Origin of the sequence: Longimonas sp., assembly GCF_046498435.1 — a bacterium.
GTDB lineage: Bacteria > Bacteroidota > Rhodothermia > Rhodothermales > Salinibacteraceae > Longimonas.
This window is the reverse complement of record NZ_JAWOAR010000331.1, coordinates 1-16,734: the sequence shown is the minus strand read 5'-3', so window position 1 is coordinate 16,734 and position 16,734 is coordinate 1. Positions and strand designations below refer to the sequence as shown.

The 16,734-nt window shown below is 60.0% G+C and carries 13 protein-coding genes, 1 tRNA gene and 1 pseudogene; 3 read left to right on the top strand and 12 right to left on the bottom strand.

Annotated features, from left to right (window positions below):
- Positions 1-663: 663 nt before the first annotated feature.
- Both R6U20_RS12805 and R6U20_RS12800 read right to left on the bottom strand, forming a co-directional pair.
- Entirely contained in the window at positions 664-2,124 is a 1,461-nt protein-coding gene (locus R6U20_RS12805; protein ID WP_410338236.1) for a lipopolysaccharide biosynthesis protein, read from the bottom strand.
- Positions 2,117-2,878 (bottom strand): hypothetical protein, encoded by a 762-nt coding sequence (locus tag R6U20_RS12800; protein ID WP_410338235.1) that lies wholly within the window; start codon positions 2,876-2,878, stop codon positions 2,117-2,119. The genes R6U20_RS12805 and R6U20_RS12800 overlap by 8 nt, the downstream gene beginning before the upstream one ends.
- A 256-nt stretch (positions 2,879-3,134) precedes the next feature.
- On the opposite strand from R6U20_RS12800, the gene scpA reads away from it, so the two are divergent.
- Positions 3,135-5,279 (top strand): methylmalonyl-CoA mutase, encoded by a 2,145-nt coding sequence (gene scpA / locus R6U20_RS12795; RefSeq protein ID WP_410338234.1) that lies wholly within the window; start codon positions 3,135-3,137, stop codon positions 5,277-5,279.
- A gap of 282 nt (positions 5,280-5,561) precedes the next feature.
- Entirely contained in the window at positions 5,562-6,647 is a 1,086-nt protein-coding gene (meaB, locus tag R6U20_RS12790) for a methylmalonyl Co-A mutase-associated GTPase MeaB (RefSeq protein ID WP_410338233.1), read from the top strand.
- A gap of 9 nt (positions 6,648-6,656) precedes the next feature.
- On the opposite strand, the gene R6U20_RS12785 is transcribed toward meaB, so the two are convergent.
- The 5 genes from R6U20_RS12785 to R6U20_RS12765 all read right to left on the bottom strand — a co-directional run bounded on the left by R6U20_RS12785 (position 6,657) and on the right by R6U20_RS12765 (position 10,335).
- Positions 6,657-6,962, bottom strand: coding sequence for a GNAT family N-acetyltransferase (locus R6U20_RS12785; RefSeq protein ID WP_410338232.1), 306 nt, complete (start codon positions 6,960-6,962; stop codon positions 6,657-6,659).
- 78 nt (positions 6,963-7,040) lie between these two features.
- Positions 7,041-7,511 (bottom strand): putative molybdenum carrier protein, encoded by a 471-nt coding sequence (locus R6U20_RS12780; RefSeq protein ID WP_410338231.1) that lies wholly within the window; start codon positions 7,509-7,511, stop codon positions 7,041-7,043.
- Positions 7,512-7,538: 27 nt separating this feature from the next.
- A complete protein-coding gene (locus tag R6U20_RS12775) occupies positions 7,539-8,069 on the bottom strand; it encodes a DUF4864 domain-containing protein (protein ID WP_410338230.1) in 531 nt (176 codons plus the stop codon).
- A gap of 93 nt (positions 8,070-8,162) precedes the next feature.
- On the bottom strand, positions 8,163-9,908 hold the full coding sequence (locus R6U20_RS12770) for an L-aspartate oxidase (RefSeq protein ID WP_410338229.1): 1,746 nt from the start codon (positions 9,906-9,908) through the stop codon (positions 8,163-8,165).
- A 354-nt stretch (positions 9,909-10,262) separates the two neighbouring features.
- A tRNA-Lys gene (locus tag R6U20_RS12765) sits at positions 10,263-10,335 on the bottom strand.
- Between the two features lie 186 nt (positions 10,336-10,521).
- Between R6U20_RS12765 and R6U20_RS12760 the strand changes: the two genes are divergently transcribed.
- Positions 10,522-11,544 carry an alpha/beta hydrolase family esterase gene (locus R6U20_RS12760; protein WP_410338228.1) on the top strand — a complete coding sequence of 341 codons (1,023 nt, stop codon included), beginning with the start codon at positions 10,522-10,524 and terminating at the stop codon, positions 11,542-11,544.
- A 58-nt stretch (positions 11,545-11,602) separates the two neighbouring features.
- Here R6U20_RS12760 and R6U20_RS12755 read toward each other — a convergent pair whose 3' ends face one another.
- From R6U20_RS12755 to R6U20_RS12735, 5 genes and pseudogenes are all read right to left on the bottom strand, one after another.
- Entirely contained in the window at positions 11,603-12,175 is a 573-nt protein-coding gene (locus R6U20_RS12755; protein ID WP_410338227.1) for a hypothetical protein, read from the bottom strand.
- A gap of 122 nt (positions 12,176-12,297) precedes the next feature.
- The gene (locus R6U20_RS12750; RefSeq protein WP_410338226.1) at positions 12,298-12,843 is read right to left on the bottom strand and encodes a class I SAM-dependent methyltransferase; all 546 of its coding nucleotides are present in this window, start codon (positions 12,841-12,843) and stop codon (positions 12,298-12,300) included.
- A gap of 37 nt (positions 12,844-12,880) precedes the next feature.
- Entirely contained in the window at positions 12,881-14,224 is a 1,344-nt protein-coding gene (gene hemH, locus R6U20_RS12745; protein WP_410338225.1) for a ferrochelatase, read from the bottom strand.
- A gap of 395 nt (positions 14,225-14,619) precedes the next feature.
- Positions 14,620-16,248: a sodium:solute symporter family protein gene (locus R6U20_RS12740; protein WP_410338224.1), complete on the bottom strand. Its 1,629-nt coding sequence runs from the start codon at positions 16,246-16,248 to the stop codon at positions 14,620-14,622.
- Between the two features lie 241 nt (positions 16,249-16,489).
- Positions 16,490-16,734: pseudogene (locus tag R6U20_RS12735) on the bottom strand (hypothetical protein); the annotation flags it as partial.

Genomic DNA, 16,734 nt, shown 5'->3' with positions numbered 1-16,734 from the left:
CACCTGGACCGCGGCTACGAGGCGCTGGAGCAGAAGCTGCAGAACGCAGGCATCGACATCCATCGCGAGCAGTACGACGAGTTCGCTCATCCAGACGAGGTCGCCGAGCGCACCGCGTGATGCATGCCGCGTGTCCGCGTAGAAGCCTCGCGCCGCAATGGTGCAATCGGATTGGGGGTCCCCCTTCGTCGCATGGCTCCGCCGTGTACGTGTTTAGCGCGATTCTATAACTGCCCGCGATCCAGTGCTCTTCACCGAAGGATCGTGCCACACGTGCAGGAGCGGCGTTGAGATCCTTCCCCCCGACGGTCGTCGTGGGTCAGGATGACGTTGAGGTGTGAGGTAAAGCAGCAATCCCCTAATCGCTCCCCCTAAAGAAGAAAGCCGTAAAGAGGGAAGCCGTAAAGAGGGAAGCCGTCGCGCCAGCGACTGAGGGGTAGGTAGACTGGAGCCAACGGTCCCCCGTTGGCCCTGCAAATGAAGGCTCCTGCGTTTCCCACGCGACAGCGATACCGAAGGGGGGTGCCGTGGTGTACGCCAGAAACGCAGACAGTACCGCTTGCGTCCCCGGCTCTCTGGAACAAGTCGCTAAACACATACTCCGCCGTGCAACGTGTCCTATTCAGGGGCTGCGCCCCGTCCTTCTGCGCTACATTCTGGTTCTTACTGGCGGAGCAGGTCGGTAAGGCGCACCAGCCGCTGCAAGAGCGGGCGGGCGAAGATCCAGAGCAGCCCAACATAGAGCAGGCCGCCTCCCAAAATGGCACTCGGAATCCAGACAAGGGCCGCAGCATCTGGGAACGCCTGCGTGCGAAGCGCCACCAGCAGGCCAGCCATCCCCAACGCCCCCACAAGCGGTACGCTAATGTTGCGGAGGTAGGTACGCACACGCACATCGATCAGGCGGCGAAGCATCCAGAACTGAACGGGAGCCAGCAGATAGCCACGCACCACATACGCCGCAGCAACAGCCACAAGGCCAAACTGCACCGCAATGGTATACGCAATCACATTGGTGATCGCATTCAACACATTCACCAGCAAGCGCCAGTCGGGTCTGTTGCAGGCCAGGAGCACAGCCGGATTGAAGTAAAAGAGGGCGTGGAGCATCCCTACTATCGCCAGCACCTGAAACACGTGGACGCTTTCGGGTATCCACTGCGCCCCAAACACCGTAGCAATCAGATCGGGGGCAAGGGCCGCCGCCCCCAGAAAGGCCGGAAACGCCACAATGCTGGCTGTTTGCGTCCCTTTGTAGAAGGCCACGCGCATCTTATCACGGGCGTGCTGTAGCTTCGAGAAGGTCGAGAACGCGACCGACGACACCGTCTGCGTGATGAGATCGACCCCGGCTGTGTAGAGCTTATACGCCACATCGTAAAAGCCCAGCGCGGTCGGTCCGAGCACATACCCAATGATGAGATTGTCGGCCCGGCTGTTCACGTAATCGAGCAGGTTGGACCCGACCAGGTGGATGCCAAACGAAAACAAGTCGTTGAAATGATGCGCCGTGATGGTACGTCCTGGACGCCACGGGCTGGCTATCCACAGTACCACGACCGCTGTAGCGCGCTCCGTCAGAAACCAGCCGACCAGGCTCCACACGCCCCATCCGTACCAGGCCATGCCCACGCCCACGAGTCCCGCAACACAGCTTGCTGCAAACTCGCGGATGGCCAACACGCGGTACTGCATCCGACGCTCAAACAGCGCTTGCTGCACCCCGGCCAAGGCGGCCAGCACAAACGCTGGCGCCAGCGCCTGAATGATGGGGCCCAGATCCGGTGTATCGAAGAGACGCGCAATGGGATCGGCCACCGGCCCGCTTGCCGCCATAAGCACCACACTCATGGCCATGTTCACAGCAAAAGCAGTGTCGAGGTGCCCCTTTTCCACCTCATCGCGCTGGATGATGGCTGCTGCAAACCCCTGGTCAACCAACACCCGAAGAAAGGCGATGTAGGTCCCCGCCAGCGCAATCACGCCAAAGGCCTCGGGGTCCAGCAGCTGAGCCAGCAACGCAAACACGACAAACGAAACCAGCCGGCTTCCCCAGTTTTGCACGGCAGACCAGGCTACCGCGCGTACCGCCCGGCCACGCAGATCATCCCATGAGCTATCCACGTGCTGCTATTTCTTGGTCAGATGACACCGGCGAGTTTTCCGAATGCGAGCCAGTAGTAGAGACTACGTCTTGCCCCCACTTGTACCCAAAATGCAAGCATTCACGTGCACATACAATCTCCACCCGATTGCGAGCCCGCGGCGTAAACAGCTGCGGGTAGGGCTGGCGTGAGGGGCGCTCCCCTGCTTTTGCATTTGGCAACGTGATGGGAGTTGGCAGGTTAAGACGCTCAGCAACATGGGCAAGCCCCTGCTCCAGTTGCTCATAACGCCCCACAAAATCGACGGCGACCTTTCCGTTAATCGTGTAGATGGGCCAGTTCGAAAGGCGATTCACATCTGCTCTGGCCAGGTACGTTTCAAGGGGTGGACGCGGCGGGTCCGTCATCCAGTAATACAAACTTACAGCTTTATCGAACGGGTTGCGCTCAAAGCAGAACACAAAGTAATCGTCCCATACCGATTGGGGTACGTTTTCTTTCACAAAGGAAGCAGGGGCATGATGGAAAAACTGCTTTGGTGTTCTATTCCAGAGGCAACGAGCCCCATCAAGCAAGCTGTACTGACGCAACGGAACGCGTATGTTCTGTGGACCTCGATACCCAAGCTCCTGGCGAATATACTCGTCTTCAGGCTCAATGGACGTAATAACTGCTTCGGGTCCGCAAAAGGCTGACAGCGCAATCTCCATGCTCGTACTGGCCGTTTTGCGCGTTTTTAGAAAGATGAACCGGTGCCGGTGATTGATAATCATGGATGCACATGCCCCCGTTCATAGATTGCAGGAGTCAGCAAGAAAACACTTGGTCGGCGCAACGCCCTAAATTATACAACGTTTCGGAAGCATTTGGATGGCCGACCATCACCACCCGGGTACAGAGAGGTAGGCACCGCACGCGTACCCATCTCGGTTCAAACGGAAGTCTGCTCCAAGATGGCACGTTTGCTTCTGATACGGGTATAGGAAGCGATTCCAGTGGCCGTCTCACTTGTCTCATTCCGACTCTGCTATGCGTCCCGATTTTGCCCAGCGTGCGTACACCCCGCCCGAACCGTCCGACCCTGATGCGTCAGCGCCCGACCCGTGGACTGCGCCCGAGCAGATTGAGGTGCAGCCCGCCTACGCATCCGACGATATTGCAGATGCCAAGCACACCGGCTACGCCGCGGGCATTCCGCCGTATCTGCGCGGGCCCTACGCCTCCATGTACACCTTTCGTCCGTGGACCATCCGGCAGTACGCGGGCTTTTCGACAGCTGAGGAATCCAACCAGTTCTACCGCGAAGCCCTCGCATCCGGCCAGAAAGGGCTCAGCGTAGCCTTCGACCTCGCCACCCACCGCGGCTACGACTCGGACCACGACCGCGTGCGTGGCGACGTGGGCAAGGCGGGCGTGGCGATTGATAGCGTCGAGGACATGAAGGTGCTGTTTCAAGGCATCCCGCTGGATGAAATGTCCGTCTCCATGACCATGAACGGGGCGGTGCTGCCGGTGATGGCGTTCTACATCGTGGCCGCCGAGGAGCAGGGTGTGGCGCATGCCGATCTGGCGGGCACCATCCAGAACGATATCCTGAAGGAGTTCATGGTGCGTAACACGTACATCTACCCGCCGGAGCCGTCTATGAACATTGTGGGCGATATTTTCGCCTACTGCGCCGATGAGATGCCGCGCTTCAACGCGATTTCGGTGAGCGGGTACCACATGCACGAGGCCGGCGCGCCCGCCGATATCGAGCTGGCCTACACCCTCGCCGACGGACTGGAGTACCTGCGCACCGGGCTCAACGCTGGACTCGACATCGATGCGTTTGCGCCGCGTGTGTCGTTCTTTTGGGCGATCGGGATGAATCACTTTATGGAGATCGCCAAGATGCGGGCCGGACGCCTGCTGTGGGCGCAACTCGTGCAGCAGTTTGGTCCGGAGAACGAGAAGTCGATGGCCCTGCGCACGCACTGCCAGACCTCCGGCTACAGCCTGGCCGAGCAGGATCCGTTCAACAACGTAATGCGCACCACCATCGAGGCCCTGGCCGCGGCGCTGGGCGGTACGCAGTCGCTGCACACCAACGCGCTCGACGAGGCCATTGCCTTGCCCAGTGCGTTTGCTGCGCGCATCGCCCGCAATACGCAGCTCTACCTGCAAGAAGAAACCGACATCACGCGGGCCATTGACCCGTGGGGCGGCTCATACTACGTGGAGCGCCTCACCGCCGACCTGGCCGAGCGGGCGTGGGCGCTCATTCAGGAGGTCGAAGACGAAGGCGGCATGACCCAGGCCATTGAGCAGGGCCTGCCCAAGCTGCGCATCGAAGAGGCCGCTGCACGCAAGCAAGGACGTATCGACACCGGACGCGATGTGGTCGTAGGCGTAAACCGGTTTCAGCGGGATACAGAGGAGCCCATCGACACCCTGGAGGTGGACAACGAAGCCGTGCGTCGGCAGCAGGTGCAACGGCTGCAGGAGCTTCGGGAGGCGCGGGACGATGCCGCGGTGCGAAGTGCTCTCAACGCGTTGCGCGATACCGCAGAGACGGGCGCGGGCAACCTGCTGGGCCGTGCGGTGGAAGCGGCCCGCGCTCGCGCCACGCTGGGCGAAATCTCACAGGCGCTCGAAGACGTCTACGGACGCCACACCGCCACCTCGCAGACCGTGAGCGGCGTCTACGCCTCTGAGGCGCAGACCAGCAGTGCGTTTCAGCAGGCACAGGAGCGCGCCGATACGTTCGCCGACGCCACCGGACGCCGTCCGCGCATTCTCGTGGCCAAGATGGGCCAGGACGGTCACGACCGCGGGGCCAAGGTCATCGCTACCTCGTTTGCAGATCTGGGCTTCGACGTGGACATCGGCCCGCTCTTCCAGACGCCGGAAGAAGCCGCGCGGCAGGCGGTCGAAAACGATGTGCACGTGCTGGGTGTGTCGAGCCTGGCCGGTGGACACAAAACCCTGGTTCCGCAGGTCATCGAGGCGCTCCGCGAGTACGGACGCGACGACATTCTGGTGATTGTAGGCGGCGTCATCCCCCACGCCGACTACGACTTCCTCTACGAACAAGGCGTGGCAGGCATCTTCGGTCCGGGCACCGTCATCGCCGAAGCCGCCCTCCAGATCCTGGACGTGCTCATGGAGCAGCGCGCGCCTGCTTCGGTGTGATACTGTGAGATGGTGATACTGTGAGATGAACCATAGGCCCTTGCACCGACGGTCCCCCGTCGGTGCAAGGACAGCAGACGCTCCTGCGTCTGACCCGTAGCGTCACATCTATTCTGTTGTGTTACTGTGTCACACGTGATTCATGGGGTAACGTATGGACTCCCATTTTATAGTCATCCTGACGCTGCCATTGCCCTACCCCTCTGGCACGGCAGCGGACCTACCGCCCCAGGGAATGCATTTCAGCGAATCCTTTTCGCTTACGGATCCATCTGCCCCGCTATGTCTGACCCCGACTCCGCTCTGTCCGAGCACCGCGCCGAAGGGGCGGTGTCGCCGATGAACCCGAATCTGAAGCGCCATGTGCAGTCTACACAGCAGTTCGATACCGAGGACTACCTGCGCGGGCTGCGCGAAGGCAACCGCATGATGCTCAGCCGCGCCATTACCCTCATTGAGAGCACGCGGCCCGACGATCAGAAGCAAGCGCGCACCGTGCTGGATGCCTGTGCATCCGCCCGTACCAACAGCATTCGCATTGGCATTACGGGGATTCCAGGCGTGGGCAAGAGCACCTTCATTGAAGCGCTGGGGCTGCCCCTGGCCGAGGCGGGGAAGCAGGTGGCCGTATGTACGGTAGATCCGAGTAGCGAGCGCAGCCGGGGCAGCATCTTGGGCGATAAGACGCGCATGCCGAAACTGGCTACGCATGAGAACGCCTTCATTCGTCCCTCCCCCACGGGCGGCTCGCTGGGCGGCGTGGCTCGCACCACACGCGAGACCATTCTGCTGTGCGAGGCGGCGGGCTTCACCCACGTGCTGGTGGAAACCGTGGGCGTGGGGCAGTCCGAAACCGCCGTACACGCTATGGTGGACTGCTTCCTGCTGCTGGCACTGGCGCACACCGGAGACGAACTGCAGGGCATCAAGCGCGGCATTATGGAGATGGCCGACGCCATTGTCATCAACAAGGCCGATGCGCATGCGGATACGGTCGTGCAGCAGACGCGCCAAACGCTGCGTCAGGCCCTGCAACTACTCCCTGAACGCACGTCGGGGTGGACGCCGCCGGTGCTCACGTGTTCAGCCCTCAAGCAAAACGGCATTACCGATGTGTGGCAGGCCGTACGCGACTGCATCGACTATCTGCGTAAAACGGACGCCTTTCAGAAGCGACGCGCCCAGCAGGCACGCCACTGGCTGCGAGCCACGATCGACCATGCGCTCCAGCAAGACTTCTACGCAAACGACCGCGTGCAGCAGGCCCTTCCAGATCTGGAAGAAGACGTGGCATCCGGCACGCAAAGCGCCTACACCGCTGCGCAGCGCCTGCTGGAGTTGTACCGATCGCCAAAGGATGAGGCGTAACCCCAGCATCTACTTATTCAGCAACGACTTATACTCCGGATGCTCGTTGATGTAGTGCACCACATACGAGCAATACGGCACCACCGTCATATCCAGATCACGGGCATGCTCCAGCACATGCTTTACCATGGTGCCCGCAATGCCCTGGCGCCGGTACTGCGGGGGCACCCCCGTGTGGGTAAGCCCAAGCCGACCGTCAAGAGGCCGATACGTAACGACCGCCTCGCGTCCTTCGTCGTCAAGCACCGCCACAAAGCGATGGTTGGCTTCGTCGTGCTCAATCTGGAGCGAGGAGGGGTCAATAGAGGCAGACATAGCGCAGAGCAGGTCAGGATGAAGGTAGAGGGATGCATAGGCACGGCGTGAGCCCGTATACAGATCCGCTTCTTGGTGTTACGTAGCCTGCTCGCAGATCGATTTCACGAAGGCGAGGGCCGCCGCGTAGATGCCGGGTTCCTCGCTGGCGCGCGGCCCGGCAACGTTGAGCACCTCGATGCTGTGGGTGTGCAGCCATTGCAGTGCGTTTTTCGTGGGGCGCGAAGTACCCAGCGTTACAACGCGCCACGGACGCCCGCGCTGCTCGGCTTCTTGCTGGGTCAGTGCTGTACCGCCTGTAAGCGGATCTTGGTGCAAGATAAGCGTGCCATCGCTGTCGCGCACGTTCCAGGCAGTGCGCTGCGCATAGCGCTCGGTGGGGGTTTCGGTGAGCGGGTAGCGCGCGGGAATGGGACCGTCCTCGGCACGGCGCCCCTTCGGACACCACCCGCCCACCGGCACGCCACACTCCATAGCGGCATCCAGCGCCGCCCGGTCTACACCCGTCTGCCCGCCCGATACAATGCGTTGGAGGGTCACTTGAAGCATGGTTGTGTATTCCGCTCATCAAAACAGTCAGGCCCATGCCGAAATCGACGATACCGGCACGCGCCGCACGCCGTCCGTCATCCAGCAGTCTTGATGCGGCGCCTGCGTCTGTTTCGACAACCGAAACACATACCCCACGGGTCCAGACTCGGTCGAGAGCATCACGCCCATGCGCGCCTGAGTGTCATTTTGTTGCACCTCGCTATACTGGGCCCCATCGTGGTCGATCATGGGACCGTAAGCCTCCGTTTCAAAGAGCAGCCGAAACCGCTCCAGCGGACCGGTGGCGCGTTTGTTTGCGGGCGAAGCAAAGCGAAACGCGGCCTCAATACCGGCATCAGCATGCGGGGCATCATTATCGCCAAGCGCATCTACCTGAAGGCGCACCACCTCCGCTGGAGAGAGATCGGGCGATGGGGCGGGCAGCGAGTCGGAGGCGGTAGACATAGGCGAACTGGAAGAGGTTGGGTGCACAAACACACCGCCGCTGCCGCCCAGCAGAAGCAGGGCGACAGCGGCGGCTACGGGTACGACCGGAGTGAGGCTGCGAGTAAGCATTGTGGGACGGGCGGTGTGTGGGAACGAATCGTGATTCCGCAGCCCCGAGTGCGCTGTAAGCCAGCGATAAAGCGCCGCGCCTCCATACTGGAGCTACTCCAGGTGATGGTAATCCAGTTCATGCTCTTCGTCGATGGCCCGCTGAACCGGAGCCGACGGCGTATCCACCGAACGAATGGCAACCTCCATGCCGCCGTTGCCGGTAGGAACACAGCGGATGTTCTGCTGCCAGGCCGGGTCTTTCTCTGGGTAGTCGGTACGGGCATGGGCGCCACGCGATTCAGTGCGCTCCAGCGCGCCGCGCAGAATGGTCTCGGCCGTGATTAGCATAGACCGCACGTTCTGTGCGTTCTCATAGCGCAGCGTGGTGCGGTCGGACTGCACGTCCATGTCGCGCGCCTCCTCTTGCAGCTGCTGGAGCTGATGCAGCCCCGTAAGCAGGCTATCCTCATTCCGCAGGATGCCCGCATGATCCCACATCAGATTGCGCAGACGCGTCATGATCTCCTCGGGCGTGTGGGCGCCTTCGGAAGCAGCAAGCGCATCTTGGGCCGCCACGTACTCGCGAACCTGGGTCTCGGGAAGCGGCGTGCGGACGCGGGCAGATAGCGTTTCTGCAATGTGCTGTCCCGTAATCTGCCCAAAGACAACCGTCTCCACAAGCGAGTTGCCGCCCAGACGATTGGCGCCGTGGACGCCTGCCGTGCATTCGCCCACCGCGTAGAGCCCGTCAACCGCGGTCTGCCCCGTCTCAAAGTTGACTTCGATACCTCCCATCGCGTAGTGGGCAGTGGGAGCCACCTCCATCGGCTCCTTGGTGATGTCGACGCCCTGCTCGGCAAACTCTTCGACCATGCGCGGCAGCCGCTCGTGGATGTACGCGTCGTCGCGATGCGAGATGTCGAGCAAGACGGCATCGTTCTCGGTGCCACGTCCCTCGCGGACTTCCTGCTCGATAGCGCGAGCCACCACGTCGCGGGCATCCAGTTCCATTTGATTCGGGGAGTAGCGTTCCATGAAGCGCTCCCCCTCGGCGTTGTAGAGGCGCCCGCCTTCGCCGCGAACGGCCTCGGTGACGAGGTGCCCGGCTTCCTCCTCCGGACGTACTTTTCCGGTCGGGTGGAACTGCACAAACTCCATGTCGCGCAGCGATACGCCGGCCCGGAAGGCCAGCGCCTGCGCATCGCCGGTGTTCTCATCAGGACGTGACGAACTGCGGCGGAAGAGCGAGGTGTGTCCACCCGCGGCAATGACCACCGCATCCGCATCGAACGCTACTGGAGCGCCACTCTCCATATCGAATCCGACCGCACCCACCGCGCGTCCGTCTTCGACCACCAGATCCGTGATGTAAAGGTTTTGGCGATACGGCACGTTCAGGGTCATGGCCTTCTGCACCAGGGTTTCCATCAGCGCCTTACCCGTGCGATCGCCTACAAAACAGGTGCGCCGAAACGACTGCGCACCGAAGTAGCGCTGATTGATTTTACCGTCGTCGGTACGGTTGAAGTCCATGCCCCACGCATCCAGCTCACGAATGCGCTCGGGGGCCCGCTGGCAGAGCGTCTCGACCGCAGTGACATCGTTCACGAGATGCCCTTCGTTGAAGGTGTCGGCGGCGTGGATCTCCCATCGGTCTTCGGGGTCGAGGCTGCCCAGCGAGGCGTTGATCCCGCCCGCAGCCCAGATGGTATGCGCGTCGCCGTGGTCGCGCTTGCCCAACACCAGACAGTCAATGCCGTTCTCGGCCAGTTCAATGCTGGTGCGAAGCCCGGCCGCACCGGCGCCAATGACGAGTACATTCGTCTTGACAGTTTCTACGGGGGTCGAAGTAGCCATAATGGAGCATATAAAGATGAGCAGGATACAGCAGATCACCCGTGGCACGTGGTGTGCGTGAGGCGGCAGCATAAGTTCATGCTACACCTTATACAACCCACACGAAGCGGAGAGTTTTCGCTGTATGAGGGCGTTAGGCAGGAATTGGAGGAACGTAACAGGTGTGCCAGCCTCGTTGGGTGCGGCCTGCTGCGTCAGGGCACGCTTGGAAACGCCATGCCGACAAAGATGAGCCAATGCGGTACAGAAGTGGCCAATGCAGCCCCTTCATATCCCCAAACGCAAAACGCCCCGAACCGCCAAATGAAGGCGATACGGGGCGCTTTCGTGTGTGGTGTGCCGAAACCGGCGCGGTAGGCCCGGAGGGTCTCGAACCCCCAACCCACAGATTAAGAGTCTGTTGCTCTACCAGTTGAGCTACGGGCCTGTGTTTTGCAGGCGCTATGCACGTTCTCTTTTTCTTTTTGATCCTGTGAGCACGCGTTTCTATCTTGTTTTATTCAAGAGCTTCATGTTGTCCCGCATATTCCACAGTCTGGGTTGATGGATCAAGTCCCGATTGTTGTGTAATTGGCGTTTTGCCAGGAGCGTATGTTTAACTGACAGTCAGCGTATGATGATCAAACTTCAATCGACACCCTCTCTGTGGTCGATTCTAATCGGCATCGCGCTCATCCTATCGGGCTGTGGCGGGTCATCGGGGATTGATCCGTTGCCGGAAGACAGCGACGAGCCGGGATGGCATGAGGGGCGTCTTCAACACGACGGACTGGAACGCGCTTTTCGGTTCTACCTTCCTGAAGATCTCCCTCAGGATGCCCCTACTGTTGTGCTTCTTCATGGCGGTACTCAAAGCATGGATGCCATCTTTCGTTCACGTGCGGGCGGAACGAACGAATGGCCCGCCATTGCCGAAGAGGAAAAGTTCATGCTGCTGGTTCCCAACGGCACGAACCCCGACACCGGGTCGCCCACGGGCAACAATCAGTTCTGGAACGACTGCCGGGCCCCGGGTACCATAGCGGGTAGCCCACAATCGACCGCGGACGATGTCGGGTTTATCATGGAACTGAAAGAATGGGCCGCATTCCGGTTTGCAAGCGACTCCAACCGATTTTACGTGACAGGCGCGTCTAACGGTGGACAGATGGCGTACCGGCTGGCCCTTGAACAGCCCAATCAGATTGCAGGTATCGCTGCATTCATCGCAAATCTGCCGGTTGAAAGCGAATGCGATGCACCGTCTGCCCCCGTGCCTGTCTTCATGGCGAACGGCACGGAAGATCCCATCATCCCCTTCGACGGCGGCGACGAAGCGGGGCGTGGGCCGTTCCTCTCAGCACCAGCCACACGAAGCCAATGGGCCCAGGCGAACAACGCCGACACCACGCAGCGCACGGAAACCGAACTGCCTGACCGCGACCCAGACGATGGCAACGTGGTGATTTGCGAAGACGATCCTGCCGGAGACGCTGGCGCCCCGGTCCGCTTTTGCCGCATTGAAGGGGGCGGCCATGCTATGCCTTCGATTGAACACCGGATTCCACGGCTCGTGGACCGCCGAATCGGCCCGCAGAATCGCGATGTAGAGGGGGCTCGCCTTGCCTGGGAGTTTCTCCGCGACGTGCACAGGTAGAGGGCAGAGAGACCAGCCATGGCGCAGCAACGCTTGATGCCGAGCCTCTCCCCCTCTGCTACTCCCAAAACTCCATCCAAAAGAGGATCGTCACGATCAGCATAACGACGCTCAAGACCAGATTGGTGGCGGTAATCCAGCTTTGCTGGATGCGGGCCAGCTTGTCCTGGCAAATCTGGTAGGCGCGATCATACGCCTGATTGGCGCTGTCGAGCACAATCATTGTAAAGTTTTCGGCATCCGTGTTGGGCGTACTCGGATCCGCCGCAATGACCAGCGCCAACTCTTTTACGTCCCGCTCCAGGTTGCGCAATTGCGGTTGGAGATGCTCCAGTTCGTTAAGCAGGCGGTTCAAACGATACCAACTGCGCACGCTGTAGAATGAGGTAGAGCATGCATAGGCATCATGCAGCACGTCGTTGAGTTGCTCATCAAGCGCCCGTCCTGCTCGGATGAGTTGTGCAACCCAGCTCCAATACTCATCTCGGCTCAGATTCCACGACTCGGAATCGTCGAGTACGTCAGCGAGCGTGAGGCGTGGATTGTTCTCAGAGGGACCGAAGGCCTCGCGCAGCGCGTCGCCTTGTTGGTATCCGGCATCGTCATCTACCGGAGCACGGGAAGCATCCATAGCGTGTACCGTTGTCAAACTTGAAACAGAATACAGGGGGATGCACGGCGTACGCATCCTCCAGTATCACGTTGTAGCTTTTTGGACGCTTCATGCCCGTACACAAGCAGGGAGCGCTCTGATTACCGCTCGCGCCGGAACAGCTGGTAGATATGCGATGCAGAGGCATCGTCTGTGTCATCGTCTGGGCAAGCGGCTTCAGCAAAATGGTGCTCCTGTGCCCGCACAATGAGCGATGCACGGGTTGCTGGCCAGTTCGGAGTCTCCTCGTTTCCGGCAGGAACCGCAGACGGCTCCAGCCCGAGAACCGTCCACCCACCGGGCTTTAGCACGCGCTGCACCGCATCAAAGGCACGCTCCGGGGGCGCTTCTGCGTACGTGTTGAGATGCGGAGCAACGACCCAATCAAAAACCGAGTCGGGGTAGGCATCGAGCGTGGGGGTACATCGTTGCACGCACTCAGCCGCTTCGGCAGGATCTTCCATCAGGTCGGCGATGGCGGTGCGGGTGGCGTGCACCGCCTCTGGGTGGGCACTGCATGCGTGCACCGGAAACCCAAGCCGAAGCAGCGGGGCCGTGTAGTGCCCGTCGGTACAGCCCAGCACCAGCACATAGCGATCTACCGGCACCGACGCCAGCGTGCGCAACACATAGTCGCGACAGGTCATAGGCTCCCGTAGGATTTAGCAACGAAGTGTCGGACGGCTACGCATCGTCTTTTGTACGTGCATCGTCTTTTGTACGTGCAGCCTCGTTAGACGCCGAGGCGACCGTTCCCACTGCTTCCTGCATATTTTCCGTCCAGCAGCGCGCCTCGGTGATGCACTCGCAATTGGGGCAGCGCACGTCGCGCTCGTCTTGTGGATACCGCGGCAGTTCATCGAGCGGCTTTAGCGGGTACTGTCCGGTGGGCGCGCCATCGCCGCCATGGCGCAGCGTGTTGACGTCGACAGGATAGTTGAGCTGCGCCATCGTCGATTCGGCGAGAGCCTCAATAAAGAGCGGGTGGCTGTTCAGCCCCGATGTGACTTCGTACCGCTCAATGCCGAACTCCTCGGCCTCTTCGCGCACCTCAATGTCGAGCTCGAAGCTGGTTTCTACATGGTCGGTCACGAAGGCCACGGGAATGACCAGCACGTTTTTCACGTCGTGCTCTTCGGCGAGCTCTTCCAACTTGTCTGGCGTAGACGGCGTGAGCCACTCGGCTGGGCCGACCTTGCTCTGAAACGCCGTATGGAAAGGGTAGTCGTGCTCCCGGTACTTCATGAGCTGGTTCACGGTTGAGTGCACCAGGCAGCAGTACGGGTCGCGGCGCTCGGTCATTTCATTGAGCGGTGTACCGTGAGCGCTAAAGAGAAGGTGTACCTCGTCGCGCTCCTCGGGGGCAAAGCGCTGCAAGCCTTCGTCGATACGTTCGGAGAGCGCCCGAATGTACTTAGGGTTTGTGGCGTACTCGAACACCGTTGTAGTGGGATACTCGGGCAGCGTGCCTTCCTCTTCGAGCGCTTTCCAAAGCACAAGTGAGGAGCCAGTGGTCGTTTTCGAATAGTGCGGATAGAGCGGCAGCAGCACCACCTTGTCGACATCGTCCGCTTTCATCTGGCGGACGGCGTCTTCGCTGAACGGCTTCCAGTACCGCATGGCGATGTACGTCTTAAAGTCGACATCGGCTGCCTGACCATAGTGACGGTTCAGGTGCTCCCTCAGCGCCTTGGACTGCTCGCGCGTGAGGCGGTTAATCGGCGATCCGCCCCCGATCATTTCGTAGTCTTCGCGCACGAACTTCGATCGGCGCCAAGCAATGAGTTGGGAGAGCCAGTCGCGGACAAACGTCTGCCCAATCAGCGGAATGTCGATGATCGCTGGGTCCATGAACAGGTTGTAGAGAAACGGCTCGACATCCTCAAGCGTGTCGGGGCCGCCCAGGTTCATAAGCACCACGCCCACTGTGTCACCCTGCTCTATGTCGAGCGGCGTGCTGGGGAAGTAAGTGCCGCGAATGATGCGTTTGTCGTACTCGTAGACGTCCAGAAAATCGCGAGGGGTCATAGGCACGGCCCTTGCATGACAGAAGAGTGTGGTTCAAGGTACTGCTTATGCCCTTTTTCTACATTTCAGTTCCTCCCCCGCGTTGAACTTTCGCCTAATCAATATGCGGCGCGGGTTGGATGCAACAGATCCACCTTAAACGAACACACGAACCCGACCGTGGCAGGGGCGGGGGAGCCGTTCGAGCCCCCGGTTGTCCATGACAATTGAGCATTGCAGTCAGGCGTTATACCAACTCCGCATGCTTCGTTGGTGTATGGAGGCAATGGAGGCATAAACATGTGAAGGAGTGAATGAGAAAACCATCCCCCCACACAAGCCCGAGAGCCGACTGACGAAGTAAATCCGGTGTCTGGTAGCGGAGCCACACCGCAATGCTGCAACCAGATTTGGTGTTACCTATCGTCGGACACCTGCACTCGCGTCCGTTCTTCGTTCTCTTCTTCCCGCATTTTCTGGTTGAGCGCGTACATCTCCTCGCGCCCCGCGTAGTAGTCGCCATTGTAGCGTGCCAGGACCTGTTCAGAGGGCGGCGTGCCAAACTTAATCCCGACAAAGATCCCGCTGATAGCCAGCACCAGCGCAATGGCGCCGTATGCAAGCCCCGAATCCGTAAGCCATGCAGGCAGCCAGCCCAGCATATCGTATGCGCCCAGGGTGTAGAATACAAATGTGCCGACGGTGCCCAAAATGATTGCCAGATAGGCCGAGAGCGTCGTGGTCTGCTTCGAGAACACACTTGCCACCACCACAGCGGTGGTTGACGTAAGAAGCGCACTCGACAGGAAGTACATATCGAACAGCCCCGGAAACTTAAACGCCCAGAGCAGCGCCAGCCCAATAAATCCAGCAGTTACGGCCCGCCCAATGTTCAGCTTCGTCATACCGCTTATATCGTAGCGCTCAAACACGAGCGGCTCCAGCACATCTTTCGTCAGATTCATCGCGCAGACGTTCACGTACGTATCCACAGAAGACAACGCCATGCCCATGAGCGACACGAAGAGCGCCCCGGCCACAATTGGATTCTGGAACAGCTCGGTGATCATCGACGAAAAGATGAAGTAGCCGAACTCGCCCACGGCCTCGGGCACCTCGCCCCCAACAGGCGGAAAGATCACCAGCGCGGCAATGGCAATGAGCGTAGGCATCAGCACCACGATAATGATATTGAACGCGACGTTCCACCACACGCCCTTGGCCGCTTCGGTTTTGTTGCGGCTGGCCATAACGCGCTGCCAGGCGCCCTGAAGCGTGATAAAGCCGGGCGTGTAGATGAGAATGGCCAGGATCATATACGAGTAGCCGGGCGAATCCCAATGCCAGAAACTATCGGCAGAGATCGGCGGGTTCTCGTTGATCGTGGCGACGATGTCTCCGAATCCCCCTGCAATGGTCGACGCCTCAATAAGACCAAACACCGTCAGCGCCACAAGCATAATCGCGGCGCACACAAACTGCACCAGATCAGTACGTAGCACCGACCGAAATCCGCCCAGCGATACGTACAGCCCAAACGTAAGGCTTACGATAACCGCCATGGTGAGGATATCCACCTGCAAGGGCTGCGACAGCACCGCGCTAAGCACATAGATTTCGGCGGCCAGCCAGGTGAGATACGCAAAGCTCTGCACCGGACCCAGCAGCGTCTGTGTAGTCCGGTCGAACCGAAAGCGCAGAATCTCGGGAATGGATACGCCGGGGAAGTGCCGAAACAGCTTGGGCACGAACGCCAGCCCAATTGTGCAAAGAACCCACGGGATCGTGAAGATCCAGATAGCCCCAAGCCCATACGTGTACCACAGATACATCTGCCACGTCATCCAGCCCAGCAGGAGCCACCCGGCCGCCAGCGAGGCTGCCATCCACCACCCCGGCACACTGCCCTCCCCAATCCAGAAGTCGAAAGCCCGCTCATCCGGATTTTCGACGGAACGCAATCCGCGTAGCTGGTAGAGCCCAATCCCTACCATGCCAATTAAGAAAGCACCGACGAATATCCAGTAGATAGCAGTTGGGGTCATGAGCAGGGGGATTGAGGCAGGAAAGACTGAAATATGTAACGAGCACGTACTAATGTGCTAAAATTTAACGTTTTAGTGTATGCGATAGCCGTACGCCCGTCAACCGTTGCGGGCAGAGTTTACAGCCTTTGTACAGCTCCTGCACACACAGATCACTCGCCCCTCCCTTAGCTCTCCCTTAGAATGCGTTGTGCTATACATCTGATCGCTGTTGAACATACAGAAATGCTTTTTTATGCCCTCACACCGTCATCCCAGACGGAGCGGAGCGACGATCTGGGATCCATGCCCCAATGGAGGGATACGTTAGCGGAGTGAGTTCGCCCTCAAACGGCGAATGGATTACTTCGTGCGTACCACAGGCATGACCTTCGGCCCTCGCTTCGCTCGGCTCCGGATCAGCGGCGCCAGGGGCGCCGTGCCTGTCCTGAACTCGATTCAGGATCTGGATGACGGGCGTTGGGGGGCTGTGCGACTTCTGAACCT

Coding starts and splice junctions, on each gene's coding strand:
- R6U20_RS12800 (WP_410338235.1), bottom strand. CDS start 2,878: ATGATTATCAATCACCGGCACCGGTTCATCTTTCTAAAAACGCGCAAA.
- scpA (WP_410338234.1), top strand. CDS start 3,135: ATGCGTCCCGATTTTGCCCAGCGTGCGTACACCCCGCCCGAACCGTCC.
- meaB (WP_410338233.1), top strand. CDS start 5,562: ATGTCTGACCCCGACTCCGCTCTGTCCGAGCACCGCGCCGAAGGGGCG.
- R6U20_RS12785 (WP_410338232.1), bottom strand. CDS start 6,962: ATGTCTGCCTCTATTGACCCCTCCTCGCTCCAGATTGAGCACGACGAA.
- R6U20_RS12780 (WP_410338231.1), bottom strand. CDS start 7,511: ATGCTTCAAGTGACCCTCCAACGCATTGTATCGGGCGGGCAGACGGGT.
- R6U20_RS12775 (WP_410338230.1), bottom strand. CDS start 8,069: ATGCTTACTCGCAGCCTCACTCCGGTCGTACCCGTAGCCGCCGCTGTC.
- R6U20_RS12770 (WP_410338229.1), bottom strand. CDS start 9,908: ATGGCTACTTCGACCCCCGTAGAAACTGTCAAGACGAATGTACTCGTC.
- R6U20_RS12760 (WP_410338228.1), top strand. CDS start 10,522: ATGATGATCAAACTTCAATCGACACCCTCTCTGTGGTCGATTCTAATC.
- R6U20_RS12755 (WP_410338227.1), bottom strand. CDS start 12,175: ATGGATGCTTCCCGTGCTCCGGTAGATGACGATGCCGGATACCAACAA.
- R6U20_RS12750 (WP_410338226.1), bottom strand. CDS start 12,843: ATGACCTGTCGCGACTATGTGTTGCGCACGCTGGCGTCGGTGCCGGTA.
- hemH (WP_410338225.1), bottom strand. CDS start 14,224: ATGACCCCTCGCGATTTTCTGGACGTCTACGAGTACGACAAACGCATC.
- R6U20_RS12740 (WP_410338224.1), bottom strand. CDS start 16,248: ATGACCCCAACTGCTATCTACTGGATATTCGTCGGTGCTTTCTTAATT.